The organism is Nonomuraea sp. NPDC052116, assembly GCF_040680035.1.
In the GTDB taxonomy this organism is placed as follows: Bacteria; Actinomycetota; Actinomycetes; order Streptosporangiales; family Streptosporangiaceae; genus Nonomuraea; species Nonomuraea angiospora_A.
The window spans coordinates 432605-457452 of the sequence record NZ_JBFAWA010000006.1 but is presented as its reverse complement, the minus strand read 5'-3'; the positions used below and the strand labels follow the sequence as shown (position 1 = coordinate 457452).

At 68.6% G+C, this 24848-nt stretch carries 28 protein-coding genes; 5 read left to right on the top strand and 23 right to left on the bottom strand.

The window, feature by feature from the left end; all coding sequences use genetic code 11:
• The 4 genes from AB0L65_RS14725 to AB0L65_RS14710 form a co-directional block, all read right to left on the bottom strand.
• The coding region (locus tag AB0L65_RS14725) for a DNRLRE domain-containing protein (protein ID WP_364244800.1) at window positions 1-1451 on the bottom strand (1451 nt) is incomplete at its 3' end.
• 235 nt (window positions 1452-1686) lie between these two features.
• Window positions 1687-2391, bottom strand: coding sequence for an alpha/beta fold hydrolase (locus AB0L65_RS14720; protein WP_350730048.1), 705 nt, complete (start codon window positions 2389-2391; stop codon window positions 1687-1689).
• A gap of 14 nt (window positions 2392-2405) precedes the next feature.
• Window positions 2406-2696 carry an ATP/GTP-binding protein gene (locus AB0L65_RS14715; protein WP_319720101.1) on the bottom strand — a complete coding sequence of 97 codons (291 nt, stop codon included), beginning with the start codon at window positions 2694-2696 and terminating at the stop codon, window positions 2406-2408.
• The gene (locus tag AB0L65_RS14710; RefSeq protein ID WP_364244797.1) at window positions 2693-4138 is read right to left on the bottom strand and encodes a 3-hydroxybutyryl-CoA dehydrogenase; all 1446 of its coding nucleotides are present in this window, start codon (window positions 4136-4138) and stop codon (window positions 2693-2695) included. The genes AB0L65_RS14715 and AB0L65_RS14710 overlap by 4 nt, the downstream gene beginning before the upstream one ends.
• A 36-nt stretch (window positions 4139-4174) precedes the next feature.
• Here AB0L65_RS14710 and nucS point away from each other — a divergent pair, with 36 nt between their 5' ends.
• The 4 genes from nucS to AB0L65_RS14690 all read left to right on the top strand — a co-directional run bounded on the left by nucS (window position 4175) and on the right by AB0L65_RS14690 (window position 7283).
• Window positions 4175-4837: an endonuclease NucS gene (gene nucS / locus AB0L65_RS14705; protein ID WP_350730045.1), complete on the top strand. Its 663-nt coding sequence runs from the start codon at window positions 4175-4177 to the stop codon at window positions 4835-4837.
• A gap of 37 nt (window positions 4838-4874) precedes the next feature.
• Complete coding sequence (locus AB0L65_RS14700; RefSeq protein ID WP_364244794.1) at window positions 4875-5003, top strand: hypothetical protein; 129 nt, start codon at window positions 4875-4877, stop codon at window positions 5001-5003.
• A 120-nt stretch (window positions 5004-5123) separates the two neighbouring features.
• Window positions 5124-6596, top strand: a complete 1473-nt coding sequence (locus AB0L65_RS14695; protein WP_364244791.1) for an aldehyde dehydrogenase family protein — start codon at window positions 5124-5126, stop codon at window positions 6594-6596.
• Between the two features lie 144 nt (window positions 6597-6740).
• Window positions 6741-7283 carry a TetR/AcrR family transcriptional regulator gene (locus tag AB0L65_RS14690; protein ID WP_357727583.1) on the top strand — a complete coding sequence of 181 codons (543 nt, stop codon included), beginning with the start codon at window positions 6741-6743 and terminating at the stop codon, window positions 7281-7283.
• Window positions 7284-7387: 104 nt separating this feature from the next.
• Here AB0L65_RS14690 and AB0L65_RS14685 read toward each other — a convergent pair whose 3' ends face one another.
• From AB0L65_RS14685 to AB0L65_RS14670, 4 genes are all read right to left on the bottom strand, one after another.
• Entirely contained in the window at window positions 7388-7705 is a 318-nt protein-coding gene (locus AB0L65_RS14685; protein ID WP_350730039.1) for an STAS domain-containing protein, read from the bottom strand.
• A gap of 76 nt (window positions 7706-7781) precedes the next feature.
• Complete coding sequence (locus tag AB0L65_RS14680; RefSeq protein WP_364244787.1) at window positions 7782-8948, bottom strand: histidine kinase; 1167 nt, start codon at window positions 8946-8948, stop codon at window positions 7782-7784.
• Window positions 8949-10058, bottom strand: coding sequence for an ABC transporter permease (locus tag AB0L65_RS14675; RefSeq protein WP_364244785.1), 1110 nt, complete (start codon window positions 10056-10058; stop codon window positions 8949-8951).
• On the bottom strand, window positions 10055-10951 hold the full coding sequence (locus tag AB0L65_RS14670) for an ATP-binding cassette domain-containing protein (protein ID WP_364244782.1): 897 nt from the start codon (window positions 10949-10951) through the stop codon (window positions 10055-10057). Before AB0L65_RS14670 ends, AB0L65_RS14675 begins: the two co-directional genes overlap by 4 nt.
• A 127-nt stretch (window positions 10952-11078) precedes the next feature.
• Between AB0L65_RS14670 and AB0L65_RS14665 the strand changes: the two genes are divergently transcribed.
• Window positions 11079-11669, top strand: a complete 591-nt coding sequence (locus AB0L65_RS14665) for a cob(I)yrinic acid a,c-diamide adenosyltransferase (protein ID WP_364244779.1) — start codon at window positions 11079-11081, stop codon at window positions 11667-11669.
• Window positions 11670-11694: 25 nt separating this feature from the next.
• On the opposite strand, the gene AB0L65_RS14660 is transcribed toward AB0L65_RS14665, so the two are convergent.
• The 15 genes from AB0L65_RS14660 to AB0L65_RS14590 all read right to left on the bottom strand — a co-directional run bounded on the left by AB0L65_RS14660 (window position 11695) and on the right by AB0L65_RS14590 (window position 24526).
• Window positions 11695-12072, bottom strand: coding sequence for a DUF2550 domain-containing protein (locus tag AB0L65_RS14660; protein ID WP_364244776.1), 378 nt, complete (start codon window positions 12070-12072; stop codon window positions 11695-11697).
• 23 nt (window positions 12073-12095) lie between these two features.
• Window positions 12096-12497, bottom strand: coding sequence for a F0F1 ATP synthase subunit epsilon (locus AB0L65_RS14655; RefSeq protein ID WP_350730028.1), 402 nt, complete (start codon window positions 12495-12497; stop codon window positions 12096-12098).
• 101 nt (window positions 12498-12598) lie between these two features.
• On the bottom strand, window positions 12599-14047 hold the full coding sequence (atpD, locus tag AB0L65_RS14650; RefSeq protein ID WP_355191421.1) for a F0F1 ATP synthase subunit beta: 1449 nt from the start codon (window positions 14045-14047) through the stop codon (window positions 12599-12601).
• Window position 14048: 1 nt separating this feature from the next.
• Window positions 14049-14951, bottom strand: coding sequence for a F0F1 ATP synthase subunit gamma (locus tag AB0L65_RS14645; protein WP_364244773.1), 903 nt, complete (start codon window positions 14949-14951; stop codon window positions 14049-14051).
• 3 nt (window positions 14952-14954) lie between these two features.
• On the bottom strand, window positions 14955-16604 hold the full coding sequence (gene atpA / locus AB0L65_RS14640) for a F0F1 ATP synthase subunit alpha (RefSeq protein ID WP_355191420.1): 1650 nt from the start codon (window positions 16602-16604) through the stop codon (window positions 14955-14957).
• Between the two features lie 23 nt (window positions 16605-16627).
• Window positions 16628-17437 (bottom strand): F0F1 ATP synthase subunit delta, encoded by an 810-nt coding sequence (locus AB0L65_RS14635; RefSeq protein WP_364244770.1) that lies wholly within the window; start codon window positions 17435-17437, stop codon window positions 16628-16630.
• Window positions 17437-17985, bottom strand: coding sequence for a F0F1 ATP synthase subunit B (locus AB0L65_RS14630; protein ID WP_364244767.1), 549 nt, complete (start codon window positions 17983-17985; stop codon window positions 17437-17439). The genes AB0L65_RS14635 and AB0L65_RS14630 overlap by 1 nt, the downstream gene beginning before the upstream one ends.
• 34 nt (window positions 17986-18019) lie before the next feature.
• On the bottom strand, window positions 18020-18250 hold the full coding sequence (atpE, locus tag AB0L65_RS14625) for an ATP synthase F0 subunit C (RefSeq protein ID WP_344876161.1): 231 nt from the start codon (window positions 18248-18250) through the stop codon (window positions 18020-18022).
• Between the two features lie 71 nt (window positions 18251-18321).
• Window positions 18322-19122 (bottom strand): F0F1 ATP synthase subunit A, encoded by an 801-nt coding sequence (atpB, locus tag AB0L65_RS14620; protein WP_364244764.1) that lies wholly within the window; start codon window positions 19120-19122, stop codon window positions 18322-18324.
• A 73-nt stretch (window positions 19123-19195) separates the two neighbouring features.
• Window positions 19196-19357 (bottom strand): AtpZ/AtpI family protein, encoded by a 162-nt coding sequence (locus AB0L65_RS14615; RefSeq protein WP_364244820.1) that lies wholly within the window; start codon window positions 19355-19357, stop codon window positions 19196-19198.
• A gap of 121 nt (window positions 19358-19478) precedes the next feature.
• Window positions 19479-19901, bottom strand: coding sequence for a hypothetical protein (locus tag AB0L65_RS14610; protein WP_364244761.1), 423 nt, complete (start codon window positions 19899-19901; stop codon window positions 19479-19481).
• Between the two features lie 130 nt (window positions 19902-20031).
• Window positions 20032-21312 carry an MraY family glycosyltransferase gene (locus AB0L65_RS14605; protein WP_364244759.1) on the bottom strand — a complete coding sequence of 427 codons (1281 nt, stop codon included), beginning with the start codon at window positions 21310-21312 and terminating at the stop codon, window positions 20032-20034.
• Between the two features lie 57 nt (window positions 21313-21369).
• Window positions 21370-22635: a serine hydroxymethyltransferase gene (gene glyA / locus AB0L65_RS14600; RefSeq protein WP_350730012.1), complete on the bottom strand. Its 1266-nt coding sequence runs from the start codon at window positions 22633-22635 to the stop codon at window positions 21370-21372.
• A 377-nt stretch (window positions 22636-23012) separates the two neighbouring features.
• Entirely contained in the window at window positions 23013-23387 is a 375-nt protein-coding gene (locus AB0L65_RS14595; RefSeq protein WP_350730010.1) for a hypothetical protein, read from the bottom strand.
• Complete coding sequence (locus tag AB0L65_RS14590; RefSeq protein ID WP_364244755.1) at window positions 23387-24526, bottom strand: hypothetical protein; 1140 nt, start codon at window positions 24524-24526, stop codon at window positions 23387-23389. Before AB0L65_RS14590 ends, AB0L65_RS14595 begins: the two co-directional genes overlap by 1 nt.
• Between the last annotated feature and the right edge of the window lie 322 nt (window positions 24527-24848).

Sequence of the window (24848 nt, the reverse complement as noted above, 5' to 3'; positions counted from 1 at the left end):
AAACGGCCCTTGACCGAGTTGTCGGTGTCCTTGAGCTTGGCCCACAGCTTGGGGGTGGCCGTGCTGATGACCGGCCGCCCGTCACCGGAGACGCACGGACCGCCCGGGTCCGACCAGGCGTCCGCGGCCACCGGGTCGGTCGGGATCGAGTTGTACTCGATGACGGCGACCGGGTTGTTCTTGAACTTCTTCCAGGCGTACAGGTCGGTCTCGCTGGTGGCGTAGAGACCGATGGTCATGGTGTTCCACTTCTTGGCGGCGGCGTCGGCGGCCCACGACGTGACGTCGAACTCCACACCGCCGGGCGCGCAGGACCCCGTGCCATAGCCCTTGGCCACGTTCACCGTGGAGAGCAACCTGGTCTTCGCCGGCGGGTTCTTCCAGGTGGTGCTCTTGCTGATCGCGCCGGTCCCCCAGGCCTCCACCTTGCGGGCGCTGCAGGAGTACGACCACGTCTCGTACGTACGCAGCGTCGCCTTGATGATCTGCTTGCCGTGGATGGTCGCGCCGGTGGCCATCTGGAAGAACGAGCGGTTCGTCTGGGTGGAGCTGATGTGGCCGACCCGGGCGATGTCGCTGGAGTTGAGGTAGTTGGAGGTGGGCCAGTTGCTCCAGACCGCCGTCCACGAGCCTCGCGAGGCCGAGAAGTACGGGTCCAGGTAGACGGGGAACTTGGTCTTCGGATCCGCCAGCATCTTCCTGTCCGGCCTCAGACGCATGTGCCTGCCCGCCAGTTCCACGCCCATCGCGGACTCGCGGGCCTCCGGCGAGCGGCCCTCCTTGAGCGCCTGCGGGCTCGTGATGCCCTCGGAATCCCACATCTTCGGCGTGGGCGCGATGAAGATCGTCCCTCCGCTCTCGTCGACGGCCTCCAGGTTGCCCGCGTTGTCCGTTTTCACCGACAGGCCGGTGACCGAGAGGGGGTAGGCGAGCTCGGTCAGGCCCGCCGCGGCGGCCCGGGACTTGACCACCAGGATGTGGGAGAAGCCGTCCACGTCCGCGGTGACCTGGAGGTCCACGCCGGGCATGACCTCGGGGTAGGTGGCGGTGTCGCCGTTCAGCGTGGGCTTGGGCAGGGTGCCCTGCCAGCCCAGCTCCAGGGACTTGGCGCCGCGCGCCATGCGGGCGAGCGACCCGGAACCACCGCCGGAGAACGTCAGGTCGGCCGCCGTGGCGACCGTCTCGACCAGGCCGTCCGGGCGCAGGCGGAGCGTGGTGTCCACCGGGACCCAGCCGCCGGACTTGCGCACGCGCACCGGGCGGACGTACTGCTCCAGGGTGAACGTGCCGTCGGGCTTGGCCCAGACCTGGCGGGTCTCGCTGCGCTGTGTCTCCACCTCGACGGGCTTGCCGGTGCTGCGGGCGAGGGTGAGCGCGGAGTCCTCGGGCGGTTGGACGGTCTGCGGTGGTTCCACTGTCTTCTCTGCGACGGCGGACACCGGATCAGGCACCACCAAGATCGTGATAGCTAACGCCGCCGCAACCAACCCACGAACTGCCCGCATACGTCCTCACCCATGGTGAGCAGGGGTTACGCGCGGGAAGGCATACCCGCCCGGCGTCTCCACGATCTTCGGTTGACGATCGGATTTTCACTCTGACAACACGAGAGGTCTAGAGTTTTGCTCATTCTGCTCAAATTTCCTTCATAAACCTGATTTGTCCGGAAATTTCCGTCATGGCGCATCAGACGTCCGTGGGCAGCGGCGACGCGGCCGGATTGACCCGCTTGACGATCTCGTTCAGCACGATGCGGACGTACGGCTCCCCCACCCACAGGTGCTTGGCCCCGTCCACCCCGATGACTTCGGCCTGCGGCACTCTCGCGAACCTCGCGCGGGCCTCCTCGGGTCGCAGGTAGTCGTCGAACTCGGGCACCAGCACCGTCAGCGGCCGGCCGAACCGCGCCCAGGCGTCCAGGTCGTGGTCGGTGGCCCGGTGCAGCGGGGGCGAGAGCAGGATCGCGCCCTCCACCAGCGGGTCGTGCGCCCACTTCAGCGTCAGCTCCGTGCCGAACGACCAGCCGACCACCCACACCTGGGGCAGGTCGTGGTACTCGGCGTACTCCAGCGCCGCCGCCACGTCGAACCGCTCGCCCTCTCCCCCGTCGAACGTCCCCTCCGAGGTGCCGCGCTCGGAGGACGTGCCCCGGGTGTTGAAGCGCAGCACGGCCAGGTCGGCGAGGGCGGGCAGCCGGTTGGCGGCCTTCTTGTAGACGTGACTGTCCATGAACCCGCCGTGGGTGGGCAGCGGGTGCAGCGTCACCAGCGTCGCGACGGGGGGACGGTCGAGGGGCAGCGCCAGCTCGCCGACCAGGGTCAGGCCGTCGCCCGTCTCCAGCTCGATCGGCTCGCGCCGGGCGGGCAGCACGGTGGCCGCGCGAATCTCCACTTCGGGGGTTCCCTTCAATAACGGGTGCGGCCGGGGCCGCGGTCGAGTCTCTTGCGCCAGCAGGCGGTGTGCCAGTGACGGCGCTCCTCGTCGCCTCCCGGCCAGTTGGGCCAGGCGACGAGGTGCGACTGGCCGCTACGGATCTCCTGGTCGCAGCCCGGACATCGGTAGTCCTTGGTCGAGGAGGCGCCGGTGAGCATGCGTACCTTCCACTCGCCGTCGGGCCATTCCTCCACTTTGTCCAGCCCGGTCGGGAAGCCGAAGGGACGGGAGGACTCCCTGCGGCGGGCACGGCGTGGGCTCATGGACGCGGGAATCGGCTGACGCCGGCGGTGACGAGCTGGTCGAGCAGGGGGGCGGGCGCGAAGGCGGGCTCGCGGTATTCGGCGTAGAGGGCTCTCAACCCGTCGCGGACCTTCGCCAGGCCCAGCGACTCCAGCATCTCGAACGGCCCGGCGGGATAGCCGCAGCCCAGGCGCATGGCCGCGTCGATGTCGTCGATCGAGGCGTACCCGGAGTCGTGCATCCGCACGGCGTCGTTGAGGTAGGGGAAGAGCAGGGCGTCGACCACGAACCCCGCCCGGTCCTTGCACGGCACCGGCGTCAGCCCGGCGATCTTCACCAGGTCCCTGGCGGCGCTCGCGGCCTCCTCCGAGGTCAGCACCGTGGAGGCGAGCTCGGCCACCTGGTCGCCGACGAGGTGCACGCCGACCATCCTGGCGGGGCCGGGGAGACGTACGGCGTGCTCGACCACGGGGCGGTCGGCCAGCCGCAGCACGACGTCGGGGTCCTCCGACTCCTTGAACCCGGCCGCCCGCAGCCGCTCCGCCAGCCCGTCGCCGCCGGCCCCGGCCACGCCGAACGTGCCCAGCCTCGTCCTCGCCGGCTCCTCCCGCGGCGGGTCGCCGTAGAAGCCGCGGCCCGACTTGCGGCCCAGCAGCCCGGCCGTGACCAGCTCGCGCAGCAGCGGCGCGGGCGCGTGCCGCCGGTCACGCGTCTCGTCGAACAGCACCTCCATCACCCCGTACGCGGTGTCGAGGCCGATCAGGTCGAGCAGCGTGAACGGCCCCATCGGCAGCCCCACGCCCAGCTTCATCGCGGCGTCGATGTCGTCGCGCCCGGCCACGCCCAGCTCCATGAGCACCGCGGCCTGGTTGAGGTAGGGCAGGAGCAGCCGGTTGACCACGAACCCGGCCCGGTCGCCCACCGGCACGGCCGTCTTGCCCAGCCTGCCCGCCAGCGCCGCGACGTCCGCCACGAGGCCGGGCGCGGTCACCACCGTCCCCACGACCTCGACCAGCTTCATCACCGGCGCCGGGTTGAAGAAGTGCATCCCCACGACCTGCCCCGGGCGGCCGGTGGCGGCGGCGATGGCGGTGACGGACAGCGAGGAGGAGTTGGTGGCCAGGACGGTCCCGGGCTCGCAGATCCGGTCGAGGTCCTTGAACAGCGCGATCTTGTAGTCGAGGATCTCGGGGATCGCCTCCACCACCAGATCGACGTCCCGCAGGTCCTCGCGCGAGGTGGTCAGCGTGATGCGGCCGAGGATCTCGTCGCGCTCCTCGGGGGCCAGCTTGCCCTTGTCGACGGCCTTGCCGGTGGAGCGCTCGAGATGCCCGCGACCCCTGGCCAGCGCCTCGGCGTCGGCCTCGATCCCGATCACGCGCAGGCCGGCCCGCGCGAACACCTCGGCGATCCCGGCTCCCATCGTGCCGAGCCCGACCACTCCCACCCGTTCGAACGCCATGCGTCCAGTTTTCCAGAGCCGCTAAGGTGGGGCGTCATGCGGCTGGTCATCGCGCGATGCAGCGTGGATTACATCGGACGACTCACGGCGCACCTCCCCATGGCGCCCCGACTCGTGTTGATCAAGGCGGACGGCAGCGTGAGCATTCACGCCGACGACCGCGCCTTCAAGCCGCTCAACTGGATGAACCCGCCGTGCAAGCTCAAGGAGGACGACGGCACCTGGACCGTCACCCACGGCAAGACCGGCGAGAAGCTGGTCCTGACGATGGAGGAGATCCTCCACGACTCCAGCCACGAGCTGGGCGTCGATCCCGGGCTGATCAAGGACGGCGTGGAGGCTCACCTCCAGGAGCTGCTCGCCGAGCACATCACGACGCTGGGGGACGGCTACTCGCTGATCCGGCGCGAGTACATGACGGCGATCGGGCCGGTGGACATCCTGTGCCGGGACGCCCTGGGGGCGACCGTGGCGGTGGAGATCAAGCGGCGGGGGGAGATCGACGGCGTCGAGCAGCTCACGCGCTATCTGGAGCTGCTCAACCGCGACCCGCTGCTGGCGCCCGTGCGCGGCGTCTTCGCGGCACAGGAGATCAAGCCGCAGGCGCGCGTGCTCGCCACGGACCGCGGCATCGACTGCGTCACCCTCGACTACGACGGGCTGCGCGGCATCGAGCCGGAGAATCCGACGTTGTTCTAGTAACGAACTCAGCCCCTGACAAGCTGTCCGTGACCCGTTGAGTGCCGTACCTCGAATTTCTCAAGGGGTGCTCGGCCTCATCGTGTTGACGGTGGCGGGCGCCGCGCGCGAGCCCTGGGACCTGCGCGTGGAGCCGGTCGCCGGCGCCTTCCGCAAACACGGCTAGCCCTGGCTGGAGGGCGATCCGCACGACGCGGACGTCCGGGTGTGGCGGCCGGACGAGCCGGGCCGCCCCACCGCGGAGAGCTCTCTAGTAAGCGATGGCTTACCGGACTATCGTGACGTCATGACGACGCTCACGTTCGACTCGCTCAACCCGGCGACCGGTGAGGTCGTCGGCACCCATCCCCGGCAGGGCCCCGACGCCGTGCACGCGGCCGTGGGCCGCGCGGCCGAGGCGGCGGCCTGGTGGGCCGGGCTCGGCCATGCCGCGCGCAGGCAGCGGCTGCTCGACTACAAGGCCGTCCTCACCCGGCACCTGAGAGAGCTGAGCGGGCTCGTGCACGAGGAGACGGGCAAGCCGGTGGGCGACGCGACGCTGGAGATCGTGCTGGCGATCACCCACCTCGACTGGGCCGCCCGCAACGCCCGCAAGGTGCTGGGCCGCCGCCGGGTGAGCACCGGCATGATCGGCCTCAACCTGGCCGCCACCCTCGAATACCTCCCCCTCGGCGTGGTCGGGGTGATCGGCCCGTGGAACTACCCGGTCTTCACCCCCATGGGCTCCATCGCCTACGCCCTCGCCGCCGGCAACGCCGTGGTGTTCAAGCCCAGCGAGCTCACCCCGGGCATCGGCGTGCGACTGGCCGAGCTGTTCGCCGAGTCGGTGCCCGAGCATCCCGTTTTCCAGGCCGTGACCGGGCTGGGCGAGACCGGGGCCGCGCTGGCCGCCGATCCGAGGGTCGGGAAGGTGGCGTTCACCGGCTCGACCGCCACCGCCAAGCGGGTCATGGCGGCCTGCGCCGAGAACCTGACGCCCATCGTGGCCGAGTGCGGCGGCAAGGACGCGTTCATCGTGGACGCCGACGCCGACCTCGCCAGGGCCGCCGACGCCTGCCTGTGGGGCGCGATGTCCAACGCCGGCCAGACCTGCGTGGGCGTCGAACGCGTCTACGTCGTCGACGCCGTCTATGAAGGTTTCATGCGCGAGCTGTCCGACCGGGCGACAAAGGTCAGGGCCGCCGAGGACTACGGCCCGATCACGATGCCGGGCCAGGTGGACATCATCCGCCGCCACATCGACGACGCCACCAAGTCCGGAAAAATCGTGACCGGTGGCCCCGACTCCGTCCGCGCTCCCTACGTGGAGCCCGTGATCGTCGAGGACGTTCCGGAGGACTCCCCCGCGGTGCGCGAGGAGACGTTCGGCCCGACGATCACCGTCCGCCGCACCCGCGACGCCCAGGAGGCCCTGGAGCTGGCCAACGCCTCCGCGTACGGCCTGGGCGGGACGGTTTTCTCCGGGAACGCGCGCAGGGCGATGGAGCTGGCCCGCAGGATGCGTACCGGGATGACCGCCATCAATTCGGTCATCTCATTCGCGGGAGTGCCTGCGCTGCCCTTCGGCGGAGTGGGAGACTCGGGGTTCGGACGGATCCACGGGGCCGACGGTCTACGCGAGTTCGCCAGGCCCAAAGCGATCTCCCGCCAGCGCTTCGCGATGCCGGGGATGAACCTGACCTCGTTCACCCGAGGGCCCTCCGAGCTTGAGCGGCTGATCAGGCTCGTGACCTTCTTGCATGGGCGACGTAAAAGATAATCTTCTTACCCTTTCCCAAAACGGATCATCCGTCCATAATTGTGTGCTCTGGGGGCCACGATCATGTTGGACGGGTGGAATGTGAACCGGTCTTACCGGGGAATGTCAGCTGAGCAAAGGCTGGCAGACAGACGGGAGCGGCTGATGACGGCCGCCTACACGCTATACGCGAAGCCGGGGTTCACGGCGACGACCATCGAAAGGCTGTGCTCGGAGGCGCGGATCTCCAACCGTGCCTTCTACGAATGTTTCGGTGGACGCGAGGAACTCCTCCAGGCGCTGCACGAGCGCTGCGTGGAAGAAAGCCTGGCCGTGGTGGCCAAAGCGGTCCAGGAGGCGCCGAAGACACTTGACGATCGAGTCAAGGCGGGGATTCGCGCCTATATCGAGTTCACCACGGCGGACTGGCGGCGGGCCCGCATCATGCATGTTGAGGTTCGCCGATCAGGAGATGTCCTGACACTGTCCCGTCAACGCGCGGTGGACGCGTTCGCGCGCCTGGTCGAGGAGGCGTCGGCCGATTTCCCCCAGGCCGCGGGGCTGAATCGGCGGCTGGTGGCACTCGGAGTAATTGGAGCGCTACAAGAGTTACTCATCGAGTGGCTGCACTCGGACGAGCAACCGCCGATCGACGAACTCGCCGGCGTTGCCGTGCACATCTTCATCCGCAGCCTCGGCACGCCGTGACCATTCGCCGGCCATTCATAATGGACGGCCCGGAATCACCATTTTGTGGCACACAATAAAAGGGCGGGCAACGGCTGATCGTTGCCCGCTCCCGATATGTCACATCAGGCCACCGCGGCCGCCGGAACCTCCATGTGCAGCACCCGATTCAGCCGGGTCACCGCGAGTATCCGCATGATCCGCGGGGGCACCCCCCGAAGAACGAGGCGGCGCTGCACGCTGAGCGCGCGCCGATGCGAGCCCACCAGCACTCCGAGGCCGGTCGCGTCGATCATCTCCAGCCGGGAGAGATCCAGGATCAGGTCGCCTTCACCGGAATCGAGAGCCTCGTGCAGGCGCTCCCGCACACCGGCCGACGTGCCGGCGTCGAGTCTGGCGCCGATCCGCACCACCTGGGCACTCGGATTGCCCCGGACGCGCATGCCACCTCCTCAATCAACACGGTGTAGTCACCTCCGCACGCGGAGCGTTCAGAGAGGTGAACCCGTGTTCTCTCCCCTACCCACCCAGCGGAAGTGACACGACCGCGTTCAGGATGAACTCTCCGTCTTCCGTCGGATGGGCGCTCAGCTTCCCGCCCACGGCGGCCAGGCGCTCCCCCATGCCCGTCAGCCCGCTCCCGAGGTCGGCGGCCCGCCGCCGCCGCACCCCGTCGTTGCGGACGCTCAGCTCCGCCTCCTGCGCCGTGAAGCGGATCGAGATGTCGCAGAACGTCGCGGTGCTGTGCTTGAGCACGTTGGTCACCGCCTCGCGGACCGCGTACGCGAACACCGGCGCCACTCCATCGGGCAGCTCCCGGTAGGGCAGGTGCACCTCGCAGCGGACCCCGGCCGCTTCGAGCACGCTTTTCACGCTATTCAGCTCGGCGGCCAAGTCAAGCTCGCGGTAGCCGCGCACGGCCTGCCGCAGCTCCCTGAGCGCCTTCCTGGTCAGCGCGTTGACCTCGGTCATCTCGGCCTTGGCCCCGTCGGCGTCCACGTCCGACAGCCGTACGGCCAGCTCGGTCTTGACGGCGATGGCGGACAGCTGGTGGCCGACCAGGTCGTGCAGGTCCCTGGCGAAGCGCAGCCGCTCCTCGGCCAGCGCCAGCCGCGTGTGCGCCTCGCGGCCCTCATGAGCCTGTACGGCGAGCGACCAGATCCACATCCACATCCGGTTGGACGGCGGCATGATCGCGCACCAGACGGCGTACATGACCATGTAGAAGACCAGCGCCTGACCGACGCTCAGGCCCGTGCCCATGATGGCCGCCCCCAGTGCCACGGCCGAAACGCCGATCCCGACGCCCACCGCCCACGTGCCGGCGGCCAGCAGGTAGACCGTGCGCCTGGGGACCTGGAGCGTGGCCAGGCCCAGCCAGCAGACGAGCACGAAGCCCCAGCCGAACGGCTCGCCCCCGCCCAGCGCCGCCGCGACCACCGCGAAGCCCCCCGCCAGCCCCACCTCCCGGACGGGGTAGCGGCGGTCCAGCGCCGCGCTGATGATGCGCGGGCAGAACCAGCTGAAACAGATCAGGGCGATCACGGCGGGCACGGCACGCCACCACTGGAGTCTCCCCTCCCCGAAGGCGACCACCGAGGTCAGGATGACCAGCAGCCACACCGCGACGAAGTTCGAGAGGAGCACTTTCCAGGTGAGGCGCCGCGCCCGCTTGATCGCGTCCATCTAGCCCGCGCGCAGCACGTCGGCGAGCCTGAGCCGGGCCCCCGTCCGGAGCACGGCCCGCTCGTAGATCTTGGCGCCGAAGCCCAGAACCGCGAGCACGGCCAGCGCCATGGCCCCCATCGACAGCGCGACCTGCCACATCGGCACCTCGGTCGCCGCCATCCGCACCGGCATGATCATGGCGGAGAACGGCGGTATGTACGACAGGACCGTGGCCAGCGTGCCCGTCGGGTCGTTGGTGGCGTAGAAGGCCACGAAGTACGTGACCATGATGAGCATGGTCAGCGGCGTCATCACGCTGCTCACCTCCTCCTGGCGCGAGACCAGCGAGGCGAGGGCGGCCGCCAGCGTGGCGAAGAAGGCGTACCCGAGCACGAACCACACCAGCACGCCCACCACCAGCCCCGGGAGCCCGGGCGGGAAGTCGGAGGCGATCCCGGAGGCCGCGGACGCGACCAGGCCGACGGCCAGGATCGTGACCAGGTTGATCAGGCCGAGCACGCCCAGGCCGATGATCTTGCCGCCGAGCAGCTGCCACGGCCGGATCGTGGAGAGCAGGATCTCCACGATCCTGCTGCCCTTCTCCTCCACCACGCCCATGGCCACCATCATGACCTGACCCATGAGCAGCATGAAGAGCACGAGGACGAGAACCACGGCGATCCCGGCGCGGGCGGACTCGTAGCGGGTGTCGGCGCCGACGGACTCCATCTTCAGCGGCGGGATCGACATGCCCGCGGCGCCCAGCTTCACCTCGCGGTTGACGCTCTGCAGGAGCACGCCGAGCTGGCTGTCGATCTCGCCGTCCGTGAGCACGCGGGTGCCGTCGACCAGCACCGCGTCCACGTCCCCGTCGAGCACGGCCTTCTTGGCGGCGGCCTCGTCGGGGAAGCTGCGCCACTCGATCTGCGCGTCCGGCGCGGCGGCCTTCAGCGGGAGCTGCTGGGAGTTGACGGTGCCGAGCGTGTACTCGTCCGGCCCGCCGAGGATCTTGGGTGCGAAGGTCACCGCCGCCACCAGCACGGCCGTGATGAGCAGGCCGATCGCGAACGCCTTGGTCCGCACCTGCGTGGTGATCTCCCGCCGGGCGACCAGCATCAGTCCGTTCACGCCACGGCCTCCTTGAAGATCTCGGTGAGGGTCGGCTGCTCGACCCCGAAGTGCTCGACGTGCCCCGCCTTCATCGCGCGGCGCAGGATCTCCTGGTCGTCGCCGTCCGCGGTCTGCAGGACGTGCCGGTCGCCGTTCACGGTGACCGTGCCCGGCAGGCCGTCCGCCCAGCCGGGGGACGGGTCGCGGACGACCACGCGCAGCGTGTCGCCCTCGGCCGCCCGCAGGTCGGACACCGTGCCGGTGGCCACCATGCGGCCGGCCGAGACGATGCCCACCGAGTCGCACAGCCGCTCGACGAGCTCCAGCTGGTGGCTGGAGAAGATCACCGGCACGCCGCCCCGGCAGCGCTCCTGCAGCGCCGTGGCCAGCGCGTCCACCGCGATCGGGTCCAGCCCCGAGAACGGCTCGTCCAGCACCAGCACCTCGGGGTCGTGCACCAGCGCCACCGCGAGCTGCACGCGCTGCTGGTTGCCCAGCGAGAGCGCCTGCACCGCGTCGCCTCTGCGCTCGGTGAGCCCGAGCCGCTCCAGCAGGTCGTCGGTGGCCTGCTTCGCGGCCGGCGCGCTCAGACCGTGCAGACGGCCGAAATACTCGATCTGCTCGGCGACCCGCATCTTCTGGTACAGCCCCCGCTCCTCCGGCATGTAGCCGAAGCGCCGCCGGTCGTCGTAGCCGAGCGGCCTGCCCTGCCAGCTCACCGAGCCCGAGTCGGCCTGGAGCACGCCCATCACGATGCGCATTGTCGTCGTCTTGCCGGCGCCGTTCGCGCCCACGAAGCCGAACATCTCGCCAGGCCGTACGGTGAAGCTGATGCCGTCCAGTGCGACCTTCCCGCCGGGGGACTCGGGGCCGCCCGCGAAGCGCTTGCGCAGCTCGCTGATCTCGAGCATCAGGTCATCTCCTTCGTCATGGGTAAATAGTGGCTTTGGAGGCGTTCGCCCTGCTAGTCGTGTAAATCACCGGCCCGACATGGATCCCGCGTCCCTTCCGGATGACATTTGTCATTAATCTGAAGCCATGACGCGCGCCGACAAGGACAAACCTGTCGTTCTCTCCCGGATCTACACCCGGGCCGGCGACGACGGCACCACCTCGCTGAGCGACATGAGCCGGGCGTCCAAGACCGATCCGCGGCTGGCCGCCTACGCCGACGTGGAGGAGGCCAACGCCCACCTGGGGCTCGCGCTCTCGTTCCGCACACTGCCCGCGGACCTCGTCGAGGCGCTCGCCCGCATCCAGAACGAGCTGTTCGACGTGGGGGCGGACCTGGCCACGCCGGTGGTGGAGAATCCGGAGTTCCCGCCGCTGCGGGTGGAGCAGTCGTACATCGACTGGCTGGAAGAGCAGTGCGACCGGTTCAACGCCGATCTCAAGCCCCTGCGCAGCTTCGTGCTGCCCGGCGGCGACCCCGCGACGGCCGCGCTCCACGTGGCCAGGGTCACCGTCCGCAGGGCCGAGCGGTCGACGTGGGCGGCCCTGCAGGCGCACGACGACATGAACGCGCTGACCGCGAAATACCTCAACCGCCTGTCGGACCTGCTCTTCATCGCCTGCCGGGTCGCCCACGCGGGCGAGGAGATCCTCTGGAAGCCCGGCGGCACCCGCTGAGACGCGCGGCCGGCCCTCGATCGGGCTAGGCGACGTCCAGGTAGGCGCTGGGCGGCGCGGACTCCAGCCACGCGAGGAAGCCCGTCATCGCGTCGGCGCTCATCGCGAGCGAGATCCCGCGGGTGGTGCCGCCGCAGTCGACCGCGTAAAGGCCGCCGTCGATCTCGCGACGGGCGGAAACGACGAGGCCGCGCCTCGCGATAGCGTGGCGCGGCCTCAGTCGCACACCCAGGAGCGGGATCCAGTGGAGCTCCCCGTCGGCGTAGCGGGCTACCCCGCTCTGCCAGCCCCGGTCACCCTCCCGCAGACGACAGGGCACACTTCCCCTGGAACGGGCCAGTGTGACCCCGCGCAGGACGATGAGGGCGGCAAACAATACGAGAATCAGAACCGTCGTAGCCATGCCGCCCCCAAAAGCCTGATCTGTTAAACCTCTTCGCCTGCCGCGCGGAGCCGGGCCCTGGCACGCTTGGCCTCGATCGCCGCGTCGGCGTCTTCCTGGTCGGCCTCGATCGAGGCCTGAGCCCGATCGAGAGCGTCACGGGCAGCCGCGACGTCGACCTCGGAACCGAGCTCGGCCACCTCGGCGAGCACCGACACCTCGTCGTCGGCCACGGAGATGAAACCGCCGTGCACGGCCGCCACGAGGTCGCCTTCGCCCTCCCGCTTCACGCGAAGCACGCCGCCCTCGACGAGGACGCCGAGCACAGGTGCGTGTTGCGGCATAATACCGATCTCGCCGTCCACGGTCTTGGCAATCACCATGTCGGCCTCGCCCGACCAGATCTCACGCTCGGGTGAGACAACCCCTACGCGTAGCTTCGCCACTTGTGTAGGTTCCTTTCCGATCTGGTGGTGGTGCCCCGTTCCTACCCCAAAGCACCACCGTAGGTGCAGCGGGCCGCCGAAGACGACCCGCTGCAGGGCGATTAACTACGCTCGAGTTCCTTGGCCTTGGCCACGGCCTGCTCGATGCCACCGACCATGAAGAACGCCTGCTCGGGCAGGTGGTCGTACTCACCCGCGCACAGGCCCTTGAAGGAGGCGATGGTCTCGTCCAGCGGAACGGTCTCGCCCGGCTGGCCGGTGAAGGCCTCGGCCGCGTACATCGGGTGCGACAGGAAGCGCTCGATGCGGCGGGCCCGCTGGACGGTGACCTTGTCCTCCTCGGACAACTCGTCGATACCGAGGATCGCGATGATGTCCTGGAGCTCGCGGTACTTCTGCAGGATCCGCTTGGTCTCCTGGGCCACCCGGTAGTGCTCCTCGCCCACGATCTGCGGGTCGAGGATCCGGGAGGTGGAGTCGAGCGGGTCCACCGCGGGGTAGATACCCTTCTCCGAGATCGGCCGCGAGAGAACGGTCTGCGCGTCGAGGTGCGCGAACGCGTTGTGCGGGGCCGGGTCGGTGATGTCGTCCGCGGGCACGTAGATCGCCTGCATGGAGGTGATCGAGTGACCGCGCGTCGAGGTGATGCGCTCCTGGAGCACACCCATCTCGTCGGCCAGCGTGGGCTGGTAACCCACGGCGGACGGCATACGGCCGAGCAGCGTGGAGACCTCCGAACCGGCCTGCGTGAAGCGGAAGATGTTGTCGATGAAGAGCAACACGTCCTGCTTCTGCACGTCGCGGAAGTACTCCGCCATGGTCAGCGCCGACAGGGCGACCCGCAGACGGGTGCCCGGCGGCTCGTCCATCTGACCGAAGACGAGCGCGGTGTCCTTGAGGACGTCCGCCTCCTCCATCTCCAGCCAGAGGTCGTTGCCCTCACGGGTGCGCTCGCCGACACCGGCGAAGCACGAGGTGCCACCGAAGTTACGGGCGACGCGGCGGATCATCTCCTGGATCAGAACGGTCTTGCCCACGCCGGCGCCGCCGAACAGACCGATCTTCCCACCCTGCACGTACGGGGTGAGCAGGTCGATGACCTTGATGCCCGTGACGAGCAGCTCGGTACGGGACTCGAGCTGGTCGAACGGCGGCGACGGACGGTGGATGCCCCACCGCTCCTCGATCTTGAGCGACGCGGTCGGCACGTCGAGCGTCTCGCCCAGCGCGTTCCACACGTGGCCCTTGACGACGTCGCCGACCGGCACCGAGATCGGGGCGCCGGTGTCCTGCACCGCCTGGCCGCGGACCAGGCCGTCGGTCGGCTGCATCGAGATGGTCCGGACCAGGTTGTCACCCAGGTGCTGGGCGACCTCCAGGGTCAGGGTCTTGGTGTCCTCGCCGAGGGTCACCTCGACCTTGAGCGCGTTATAGATCTCCGGCATCGCCTCGACGGGGAACTCCACGTCGACGACGGCGCCGGTGACACGTGCCACGCGGCCTGTGCCGGCCGCCGCGGCCTCTACAGTTTCAACAGCCTCTGCAGTCATTTCACTCTTTCCCCGCTGCGGCGTCAGCGAGCGCGTTGGCGCCACCGACGATCTCGCTGATTTCCTGGGTGATCTCGGCCTGGCGAGCCTGGTTCATCTGCTGGGTGAGCACCCGCATCAGCTCGTTGGCGTTGTCTGTCGCGGACTTCATCGCGCGCCGCCGCGCGGCCTCCTCGGAGGCCGCGGACTGCAGCAGAGCCGTGAAGATGCGCGACTCCACGTAACGCGGCAGGAGCGACTCCAGCACGTCGGCAGCGGTCGGCTCGAACTCGAAGTACGGCGGGATCGCGGTCGTCTCCGTCGCCTCGGTCTCCTCGACCTCCAGCGGCAGAACACGCTTGACCACGACGTTCTGGGTCAGCATCGAGACGAACTCGGTCGAGACGATGTGGATCTCGTCGATCCCGTTCTCGTCCTTGAACGAGTCGATCAGCGTCTGCGCGATCCCCTTGGCGTCGGCGTAGGACGGGTTCCTGGAGAAGCCGACCCACTGCCCGCCCATGTCGCGGCCGCGGAAGGAGTGCCAGGTGACACCCTTGCGCCCGGTGACGAACGGGACCACGGTCAGGCCGCGGGTCTCCAGCAGCCCGCGCAGGGCCTCGGCCTCGCGCAGCACGTTGGCGTTGAAGCCGCCGCAGAAACCGCTGTCGCTGGTGACGATGAGGACGCCCGCCTTGGTGGGGTTCTCCTTCGCCACGGTCAGCGGATGGTCGACGCTGGCCGCGTTGCTGACGACGCCGGTGACGGCGCGAGTGATCTCACGCTCGTACGGCAGCGCCGCCTGCATCCGCAGCTGCGCCTTCACGATCCGCGAGGAGGCGATGAGCTCCTGGGCGCGCGTGATCTTCGCGGTCGACTTGACCGAGCTGATCCGCCGCCGCAGCAGCCTTAGCTGGGCACCCATGTCCTACTTCTTCTCCGCCGGACGGACGACCTTCTTGATCTTCTCCTGGCCGACCTCTTCGGCGCCCAGCGGCGCCACCGGCTCGTCCTTGACCAGCAGCTCGCCCGAAGAGGTGGTGAAGCTCTTCTTGAAGTCCGTGACAGCGTCCTTCAGAGCGGTCACCGTGTCGTCGGACAGGTCCCTGGTCTCACGGATGGTGTCGAAGATCCCCTTGTGCGAGGCCTGGATGAAGTCCAGGAACTCCGACTCGAAGCGACGGACGTCCTCGATCGGCACGTCGTCCAGCTCGCCCGTGGTGCCCGCCCAGATCGAGGCCACCTCGCGCTCCAGCGAGAACGGGCTGTACTGGGGCTGCTTGAGCAGCTCGACCAGCCGCTGACCGCGCTCCAGCTGAGCCTTGGACGCGGCGTCCAGGTCGGAGGCGAAGGCCGCGAAGGCCTCCAGGTCACGGTACTGCGACAGCGACAGACGCAGCGTGCCCGCGACCTTGCGCATGGCCTTGGCCTGCGCGGAGCCGCCGACTCGGGAGACCGAGACGCCGACGTTGATGGCGGGCCGCACACCGGCGTTGAACAGGTCGGTCTCGAGGAAGACCTGGCCGTCGGTGATGGAGATGACGTTGGTCGGGATGAACGCCGAGACGTCGTTGCCCTTGGTCTCGATGACCGGCAGGCCGGTCATGGAGCCGGCACCCATGTCGTCGGAGAGCTTGGCGCAGCGCTCCAGCAGACGGGAGTGGAGGTAGAAGACGTCGCCGGGGAAGGCCTCACGGCCCGGCGGACGGCGCAGCAGCAGGGAGACGGCGCGGTACGCGTCCGCCTGCTTGGTCAGGTCGTCGAAGACGATCAGGACGTGCTTGCCCTGGTACATCCAGTGCTGACCGATCGCCGAGCCGGCGTAGGGCGCGATGTACTTGTAACCAGCGGGGTCGGAGGCGGGAGCGGCGACGATGGTGGTGTACTCCATCGCGCCGGCCTCCTCCAGCCGGGCGCGCACCTGCGCGATGGTCGAGCCCTTCTGGCCGACCGCGACGTAGACGCAGCGGACCTGCTTGGTGGGGTCACCGGAGGCCCAGTTTTCGCGCTGGTTGAGGATGGTGTCGACGGCGATCGCGGTCTTGCCGGTGCCACGGTCACCGATGATCAGCTGGCGCTGACCACGGCCGATCGCGGTCATGGCGTCGATCGCCTTGATGCCGGTCGCCAGCGACTCCTTCACGGGCTGCCGCTGGACGACGGTGGGGGCCTGAAGCTCGAGGGCGCGAACGGCCTCGGCCTCGATGGCGCCCTTGCCGTCGAGCGGGATGCCCAGGGGGTCGACCACGCGGCCGAGGAAGTTGTCGCCGACGGGCACGGACAGGACCTCGCCCGTCCGGCGGACCGTCTGGCCTTCCTCGATCTTGCTGAAGTCGCCCAGGATAACGACACCGATCTCGCGGGTGTCGAGGTTAAGCGCCAGGCCGCGCGTGCCGTCCTCGAACTCGAGCAGTTCGTTCGCCATCGCCGAGGGAAGGCCGGAGACATGGGCAATGCCGTCGCCGGCGTCGACGACGGTCCCGATCTCCTCGCGCGCGGCGCCTTCCGGTTCGTACGCCTGGACGAAGCGCTCAAGCGCGTCCCGGATCTCGTCCGGCCGGATCGTAAGCTCCGCCATCTCTACTCTGTCTCCCTATTCGCCTAGCCGGCCAACCGGCGGCGGACTTCTTCGATTCGTCCCACAATGGTGGTGTCGATGATCTCGTCGCCGATGCGGACCGAGAACCCACCGAGCACTCGCTTGTCCACCTCGACGTTCAGGTGCACGTCACGGCCGTAGGAGGCGCTCAACCACGCCGTGAGGCGCTGCTTCTGCGCCTCGGTCAGCTCGACCGCGCTACGTACCACCGCCACGAGGCGCTGGCGCTGCTGGGCCACGAGCTGGATGAACTCCTCCAGGCCCGACTCCAGGCTACGCCCACGCGGATGCACCGCAACCTGCTTGAGCAGGCGCAGGCTGGTCGGAGCGACCTTCCTGCCGATCAGGTCGCCGAGCAGCTGCACCTTGCCCGCCTCCGGCGCGGCCTGGTCGGCGAGCGCGCGACGCAGGTCGGGGTTGGCGGCGACGATGCGGCCGAAGCGGAAGAGCTCGTCCTCCACGTCGTCGAGCCTGGACTGGCTCTCCGCCTCCGCGGCCGCGGCGACGACGCCGAGCCGCTCGATCGCGTCGGCCAGGTCACCGGCCCGCGACCACCGGACCGAGACCGCGGCCTCGGTCGTGGCGATCGCGGCCTCGCTGACCTTGCCCGCGAGCAGCGCGCGCACGGTGGCCGCCTTCTGCTCGCCGGGCCTGGCCGGGTCGGACAGCGCCCGGCGCAGGCCGTGTTCGCGGTCGAGCAGATCCGCGATCGCGAACAGCTCGTCGGAGAGCGTCCCGAGGTCGGCACTGCCGGCGACCGCGTTGAACCGCTCTTCGACCTCTGCCAGCGACGTCCTGCTCAGACCTCGCATTAGCGCACCGCCTGCGGCGTGGACTCGAGCTCGTCGAGGAACCGGTCGACGATGCGGCTCTGCCGGACCTCGTCCTCGAGGGACTCGCCGACGATGCGGCCGGCCAGGTCGGTCGACAGACGGCCGATCTCGGTGCGGAGCTGGGCGAAGGCCGCCTGGCGGTCCGCCTCGATCTGCGCGTGCGCGGCCTCGACGAGACGGCGGGCCTCGGCCTGCGCCTCCTCGCGGAGCTCGGCCTTGATCTGCGCGGCCTGCTCGCGAGCTTCCTCGCGCAGCCGGGCCGCCTCGTGCCTGGCCTCGGCCAGCCGGTCGCGGTACTGCTGCTGCAGGGCCTGCGCCTCGGCCTGGGCCTCCTCGGCTCTCTTGATGCCACCCTCGATGGCGTCGGTCCGCTCGCCCAGCGTCTTCTGGATACGCGGGACCAGGATCTTGCCGACGACGACGAGGACGACGAGGAACGAGAAGATGCCGACGACGAGCTCGAAAGTGTGCGGAATGAGCGGGTTAGCGCCCTCCTCCGCCGCGAGGAGCGTAGCTGCCTTAGTCATGGTTGCAGCCTTTCGTCAGGGGTTTCTTCTGGCCTTAGATGTTCGCGAAGATGAACGGCGCGACCAGACCGAGCAGGGCGAGGGCCTCGGTGAGAACGAAGCCGAGGAGCATGTTCTGGCGAATCAGGCCGTAAGCCTCGGGCTGACGCGCGATGGCCTGCACGCCCTGACCGAAGATGATGCCGACGCCGATGCCGGGGCCGATGGCGGCGAGACCGTAACCGATGGCGGTGACGTTGCCGGAGACCTCAGCGAGAACGCTCATTGCTGTATTCCTTTACTGGACGGCCGGTGAAGCGGAGTCTCACCGGTCATGGATATTCCGGTACGTGGATCTCAGTGCTCTGCGTGCAGGGAGCCGCCGATGTACATCGAGGCCAGCATCGCGAAGAGGAACGCCTGCAGGAACTGGATGAACATCTCGAAGGCCGTGAAGATGATGGTCATGACCACGCCGATCACGCCCACCCCGGCGCCGAGCGGCGTCAGCTTCTCGAACAGGAACCAGAAGCCGACCATGCTGAAGAACGCCAGCAGCATGTGACCGGCGAACATGTTCGCGAAGAGTCGGACCGCGTGCGTGAACGGCGCGATGATCAGGTTCGACAGGAACTCGATCGGCGAGAGCAGCAGGTAGATCGGCTTGGGCAGTCCCGGCGGGAACATCAGGTTCTTGAAGTAGCCGATCGGGCCCTGGTGCTTCATGCCCAGGTAGACCTTGAGCACGTAGATCGAGCCCGCGAGGACGATCGGGAAGGCGATGTGCGAGGCCACCGGGAACTGGAGAATCGGGATGACGCCCATGATGTTCCAGATGAAGACCAGGAAGAACAGCGTCAGCAGCAGGCCCATCCACCGGTCGGCGTCCTTGCCCAGGAAGGGCCGGGCGACCTGGTCGCGGACGAACATGTAGCCGTACTCGGCGATGTTCTGCACACCCCTTGGGACGATCTTGGGGTTGGCGAAGGCGGCCCAGCAGAAGCCGATCACCAGGACCGCGCTGAGGATGGCGAGGAGAACCGGCTTGGTGAACCAGTCGACCCCGGGGATGATCGGGGTAAAGGAGTTGAACAGCTCGTCAGGCGTTGGGGCCCGGAACTGGTCTTCAGGAGGAGCGAGGACCGTCAGCGCAATCACGCGGCGTTCCCTTCAACGTCGTAGTGTGGATCACAAGGGTTTTCCTCAGCGAAGCGATCTACTGCCGTATGGGCTAGCGACCGAACTTCCGGTATGCCAGGTAGCCACCGAGCACCAGCCCCAGGACGATGCCTATGGGGAAGAACGCGGACATGTCCAACCACCGGTCCAGCAACCAGCCGGCGCCTCCGTAGATGGCCATCCCGGCGATCAAGTAGCTCGGGACTGACCACATGGCATCGGCGAAGTCGCGACCGTCCTTTTCGGGTCGGCGTTCGTGTGCGCTCATCGCGGCCTTGACGATAGCAGGCAAGTAGCGGACTAGTCATATCGGACCCCGCCCGTTTTACCTGCCGTCATGAATCGCCCTTCCCCGGGACCCCGGCTTCGGGGTCGACATAGAGGATCTTGGTCTTCATGAAGGCACGTACTTCGAAGCCGGTCCAGACAAGGGTGCAGACCACGACCGTCCAGGCGAACGCCTGGGTGTTCCAGACCGTGGTGTCGCGGAACGAGGCCAGCACCACCATGATGGCGACGACCTTGACGAGGTAGCTGACCATCGCCGCGATCGCCATCATCTGGGGGGAGACCCGAGCGGCATAGGACACCGCCACCACGCTGATGCTGAAGAAAACCCCGACGAGCAAGGTGCCGATCGCGGCGCCCAGCGCTCCCTTGCCGCCAATCGTCAGGAGCGACACGGCCACGGCGACCACCCCAACCGCGAAGGTCGGAATCGCGGCGCTCTTGAGTACGCGCACGTCGTTGGCCTGCATCGGTGCTCCATCAACAAGTTATCAAGCGAGCGTTTGCTACCTCCAGAACCGGTGGGTCTGGAGTCCCTGCTCGTGAAAGATATCACAAGCTCACGGAAGACCGCTTTTACCTGCCGTTTCTAGTTCGCGATCAAGAACGGCTCGGAAAGGCAGGAATGACCGGTTTGCCCTCGGCGCTCGCGCGAGCGCCGTCCGAAGGCGGCGCCTGTCTCCTGACCTGGGGGTCCTCGGGCAGGATCGGCGGCATCGGCCCCGTGGGAGGCCCGTCGTCGTCGGGGTTGTCGTCGCGTGTCGCCGCGTGCGCCCCGCCCCTGCCCCGCCAGCGCGGCAGGGCCATCAGCACCAGGACGGCCAGGGCGAGCACGATGACCGCGGGGAAGAGCAGGACGGGCACGCCGACCATGGACATGCCCACGATGATGAACGAGAACAGGAGCGTCCAGGCGTACATGATGAGCACCGAACGCCGGTGCGAGTGGCCGATGTCCATCAGCCGGTGGTGCAGGTGACCGCGGTCGGGCGCGAACGGCGACAGGCCCTGCGAGGTGCGCCGCACGACGGCGGTGATCAGGTCGATGAGCGGCAGCACCAGCACCAGCACGGGGACGAGCAGCGGGAGCAGCACGGGGAACTTGTTCATCTCCACGATGGCCGACGTGTCCACCGGCGTCACCGTGACGATGGAGGATGCGAGCACGAGCCCGATCAGCATGGCCCCCGTGTCGCCCATGAAGATCTTCGCGGGGTGGAAGTTGTGCGGCAGGAAGCCCAGGCAGGTGCCGATGAGGACGGCGGCGATGGCGGCCGTCGCGGTGATGTTGCTGCCGGTGATGTCCTGGCTGATGATGATCGAGTAGGCCCAGGTGGCCATGCCCGCGATGCACACGATCCCGGCGGCCAGCCCGTCGAGCCCGTCCACGAAGTTGACCGCGTTGATCGTCACGACCACGACCAGGATGGTGATGATCGTGCTGAGCGTGTAGTCGAGGCTGGTCGAGCCGCCCCAGCTCTCCGGCAGCGGGATCGAGGTCAGCCGCATGTCGAAGAAGACCAGCACCCCGGCCGCGGCGATCTGGCCGGCGAGCTTGATGAAGGCGTCCATGCCCCACCAGTCGTCGAGGAAGCCGGTGAACGTGATGAGCCCGCCCGCGATGATCAGCGCGGGCACCGGATTGGCGCCCGTACCGGCCAGGGCCTCGCCCGAATGGGTCAGCTGACCGGCCAGTAGCAGCCCCACGACCAGGCCGCCGTACATGGCCAGGCCGCCCAGCCTGGGCGTCGGCGTGGTGTGCACGTCGCGATCGCGAATCTCCGGCATGGCCCCGATGCGGATGGCGAAGCGGCGCACCAACGGGACCAGCAGATAGGTCACCGCCGCGGCGATGAGCGCCATGAACAGGTATTCGCGCACGGACCTAGTTTCCCGGATCCTCCGGCCCACTGGGACCGGAAAACGACACAGACCAGCTTAATATTCGCTGAGATATGGCTGATGGATGGCCAGAAGCGCCGAAACTCTCTCCCGAACCTCCCCAGCGTCGGCCGGATGTCGCACCGCCCGGGTCACCAACGTCCCGACCTCCTTCAATTCCTGGGGCCCCATGCCCTGGGTGGTCACACACGGCGTGCCGACGCGGATCCCCGACGTGATCGACGGGGGTTCGGGATCGTACGGGATCACGTTCCGGTTGAGCGTGATGCCGGCCGCCGCGCACCTGCGCTCGGCCTCGGCGCCCGACACGTTGAGATCCCGCAGGTCGATCAGCGCCAGATGAGTGTCCGTACCGCCGGACACGGGCCGCATCCCCTGCCCGGCCAGCGCCTCCGTCAGCGCCCGCGCGTTCGCGACCACCTGCCTGGTGTAATCGGCGAACTCCGGGCGCATCGCCTCCGCGAACGCCACCGCCTTGGCCGCCACCACGTGCATCAACGGCCCGCCCTGGATGAACGGGAACACCGCCCGGTCGATCTTCCCGGCCAGCTCCTCCGTGCACAGGATGGCCCCGCCGCGCGGCCCGCGCAGCGCCTTGTGCGTGGTGAACGTCACGACGTCCGCGTACGGCACCGCCGACGGGATCGCGCCGCCGGCCATCAACCCGATCGGGTGCGCCACGTCGGCCATCAGCCACGCGCCCACCTCGTCCGCGATGCCGCGGAAGACCGAGAAATCGATCAGCCTGGGGTACGCCGTGGCGCCGCACACGATGAGCTTCGGCTGATGCCGCAGGGCCAGATCCCGGACCTCGTCGTAGTCGATGAGTTCGGTGTCACGCCGCACGCCGTACGACACGACGTCGAACCATCTTCCCGAGAAATTCACCTTGGAGCCATGGGTGAGATGGCCGCCGTGCGAGAGCGCCATGGCCAGCATGGTGTCGCCGGGTTGCAGCAGCGCGGCGTAGGCGGCCAGGTTCGCGGAGGCGCCGGAGTGGGGCTGCACGTTGGCGTGCTCCGCCCCGAACAGCTCGCGCGCCCGCTCGATCGCCAGCCGTTCGGCCCGGTCCACCACCTCGCAGCCGCCGTAGTAGCGCCGTCCGGGGTAGCCCTCGGCGTACTTGTTGGTGAGGGTGGAACCGAGGGCGGCGAGGACGGCGGGCGAGGTGAAGTTCTCACTCGCGATCAGCTGGATCCCGCCGCGCACTCGCTCCAGCTCGTCGAGCAGCACCTGTGCGAGCTCCGGGTCCTGCCTCTGCAGCAACCCGAAGTCGGGACCGTAATAGGGTTCCCCACCCATTTCCCCACTGTACGACCTAATGTCCGTTTCTCCCAGACGCGCCCTCGCCCCACTCCCCACCGGCAACCCACCGAGCCACCCCGCAGCCGCTCCCTCAGCCCGTTCCCTCAGCCTGCTCCCCAAGCTTCTTCCTCAGCCCGCGCCCTCCTCTGAAACGACCTCCGTCATTCCCCTCAAGCCACACTTTTCCCGGCTGCCCCTCAAGCGGGTTCGCGCCACTGCGCCATAAGCGGCCATCTCCCCTGCCCCTCAAACAGCACTCTGAGTCGTTTCCCCCCAAAGGGCACGGCGGGCCACTTCCCCTCGAGGGATCTCCCGGGCACCTCCCGGGCCCTCCCAACACCTTCCTCGAGAGGACCTCAGGCGAAGGCGGCGGGCTACTGAAACGCATGCGGCGCGTTGGCCGTCGTGGGGATCCACCTGGGCGTGTCCGCCGCCTCGTCGCTGATGGCGGTCAGCACGGAGTGGCGGTAGACGGCCAGCCGGGTTCGCCATTCGCGGATGTCCTGGACATACCGCTCGCCCACCGGCGCGTCCCACGTCTGAGGGCTCTTGGCCAGGCCGTACGCCTTGTCCAGCGCCGTTCTGAGCGTCTCCAGCTGGGGCAGGACGGTGTTCCAGGCCAGGACGAGGCGCTGGTAGTCGGGGTTGAACTCCCAGGCCCTCTGAGGGCTGTCCAGGGCCCCTGAGGGGGAGGCGGGCGGGGTCTCGTCGCGCTCCCTGGGCCTGGGCGCCGGCGGGTCGACGTACATTACGCGCTCCTTTCCGGCGTACCGGGGTCGATGTCGCCGGGCGGGCCGTCGGGCCGGATGTCCCTGGGCGTCCACTCGCCCTTGCCGTACTCGCCGGGCGGAACCTCTACGGAGGGCATGTCGAGGGGCTGGATCTCGCGGTGGTGATCCATGACCGTCCGCAGTGCTTCCAAGCTGGGTGGGGAGGCGTTCACGGAGACGACGTCGCTGCCGTCATTCGCCCAGCCGCTGACGTCCGATGCGGCAGGGGAAGCACCTTCCGTCCCGTATGCGATCTGCACCTGGACCGAGGGATTGGTCGGCGGGATCGCAACGGGCGCCCCTTGGCCCCGCGTCCCCTGATCACCGTTCGCCGGGCTATCGCCTCTCCCCAGCCCTCCCTGGTCGCCCGCCCCACCCTGACCGTAGGTTCCCTGGTCGCCCGTTCCTCGGCCTCGGTCGCCGGTCCCTCGGTCACCCGTCGGCTGGTCACCACCCGTCCGTTGACCGGCGTCACCGCCTGAGGGCTGATCCGGCGTCGTGTCCTTGGCACCCGGGGTCGTGTCCTTGGCGCCCGGCGTGGTGTCCGTGCCTCCAGGCGTGGTGTGCGAACCGCCGTGCCTGTTGTCCGTGCCTCCAGGCGTCGTATCCGTGCCGCCATGCCTGGCATCCGTACCGCCGGGTGTGGTGTCCGTGCCGCCAGAGGTGCAGGCGTCGTTCGCACCTGTGGTGGGAGCAGTGCCGTCCGTGGGGGTGGTGCCGTCCGTGGGGGTGGTGTCGTAGCCGGAGGTGTCCGCTAATCCCGGCATGTCCAGTGGCGGGATTTCCCGGTGGTGTCCCACCACCGTCTTCAGCGCGTCCAGGCTGGGCGGATTGGTGTCGGCGGAGACCACGTCGCTGCCGTCGTTCGCCCAGGCGTTGACGTTCGCGGCGGTGGTGCTGTCGGCGGAAACCTTCGGCATTTCCGCCGGTTGCACCTTGTCGGCGTTCTCGAGGAGGTCTTCCAACTGCTCGGCCGTGGGCGGGTCGATGGGGATCTGCAGGACCTTTACGCCGTCCACTTCCACGATGTGCGGCTTGGTCGGGTCCTGCTGGTCCTTGGCCGGAGTGTTGACCGCGCCGCCATCCGCCTCGGCGCCGCGGTCGCGCCTGCTGCCCACATCGTCGTCCTTGGGCTGGTCGACGGGCTGATCGCCGGTCTTACCGTCGCCTCCGGTGTCCTGGCCGGTCCCAGTGTCCTGGCCGGTCCCAGTGTCCTGGCCGGTCCCAGTGTCCTGGCCGGTCCCAGTGTCCTTGGCACCGTCGCATGTCTTCCCATCGGCATCGGAGTCCGACTTGCCGTCAGCGCCCGTCTTCCCGTCGGAGTCCGACTTCCCGTCAGCACCGGTCTTGCCGTCCGAGTCCGACTTCCCGTCAGCGCCCGTCTTGCCGTCCGAGTCCGACTTCCCGTCAGCGCCCGTCTTGCCGTCCGAGTCCGACTTC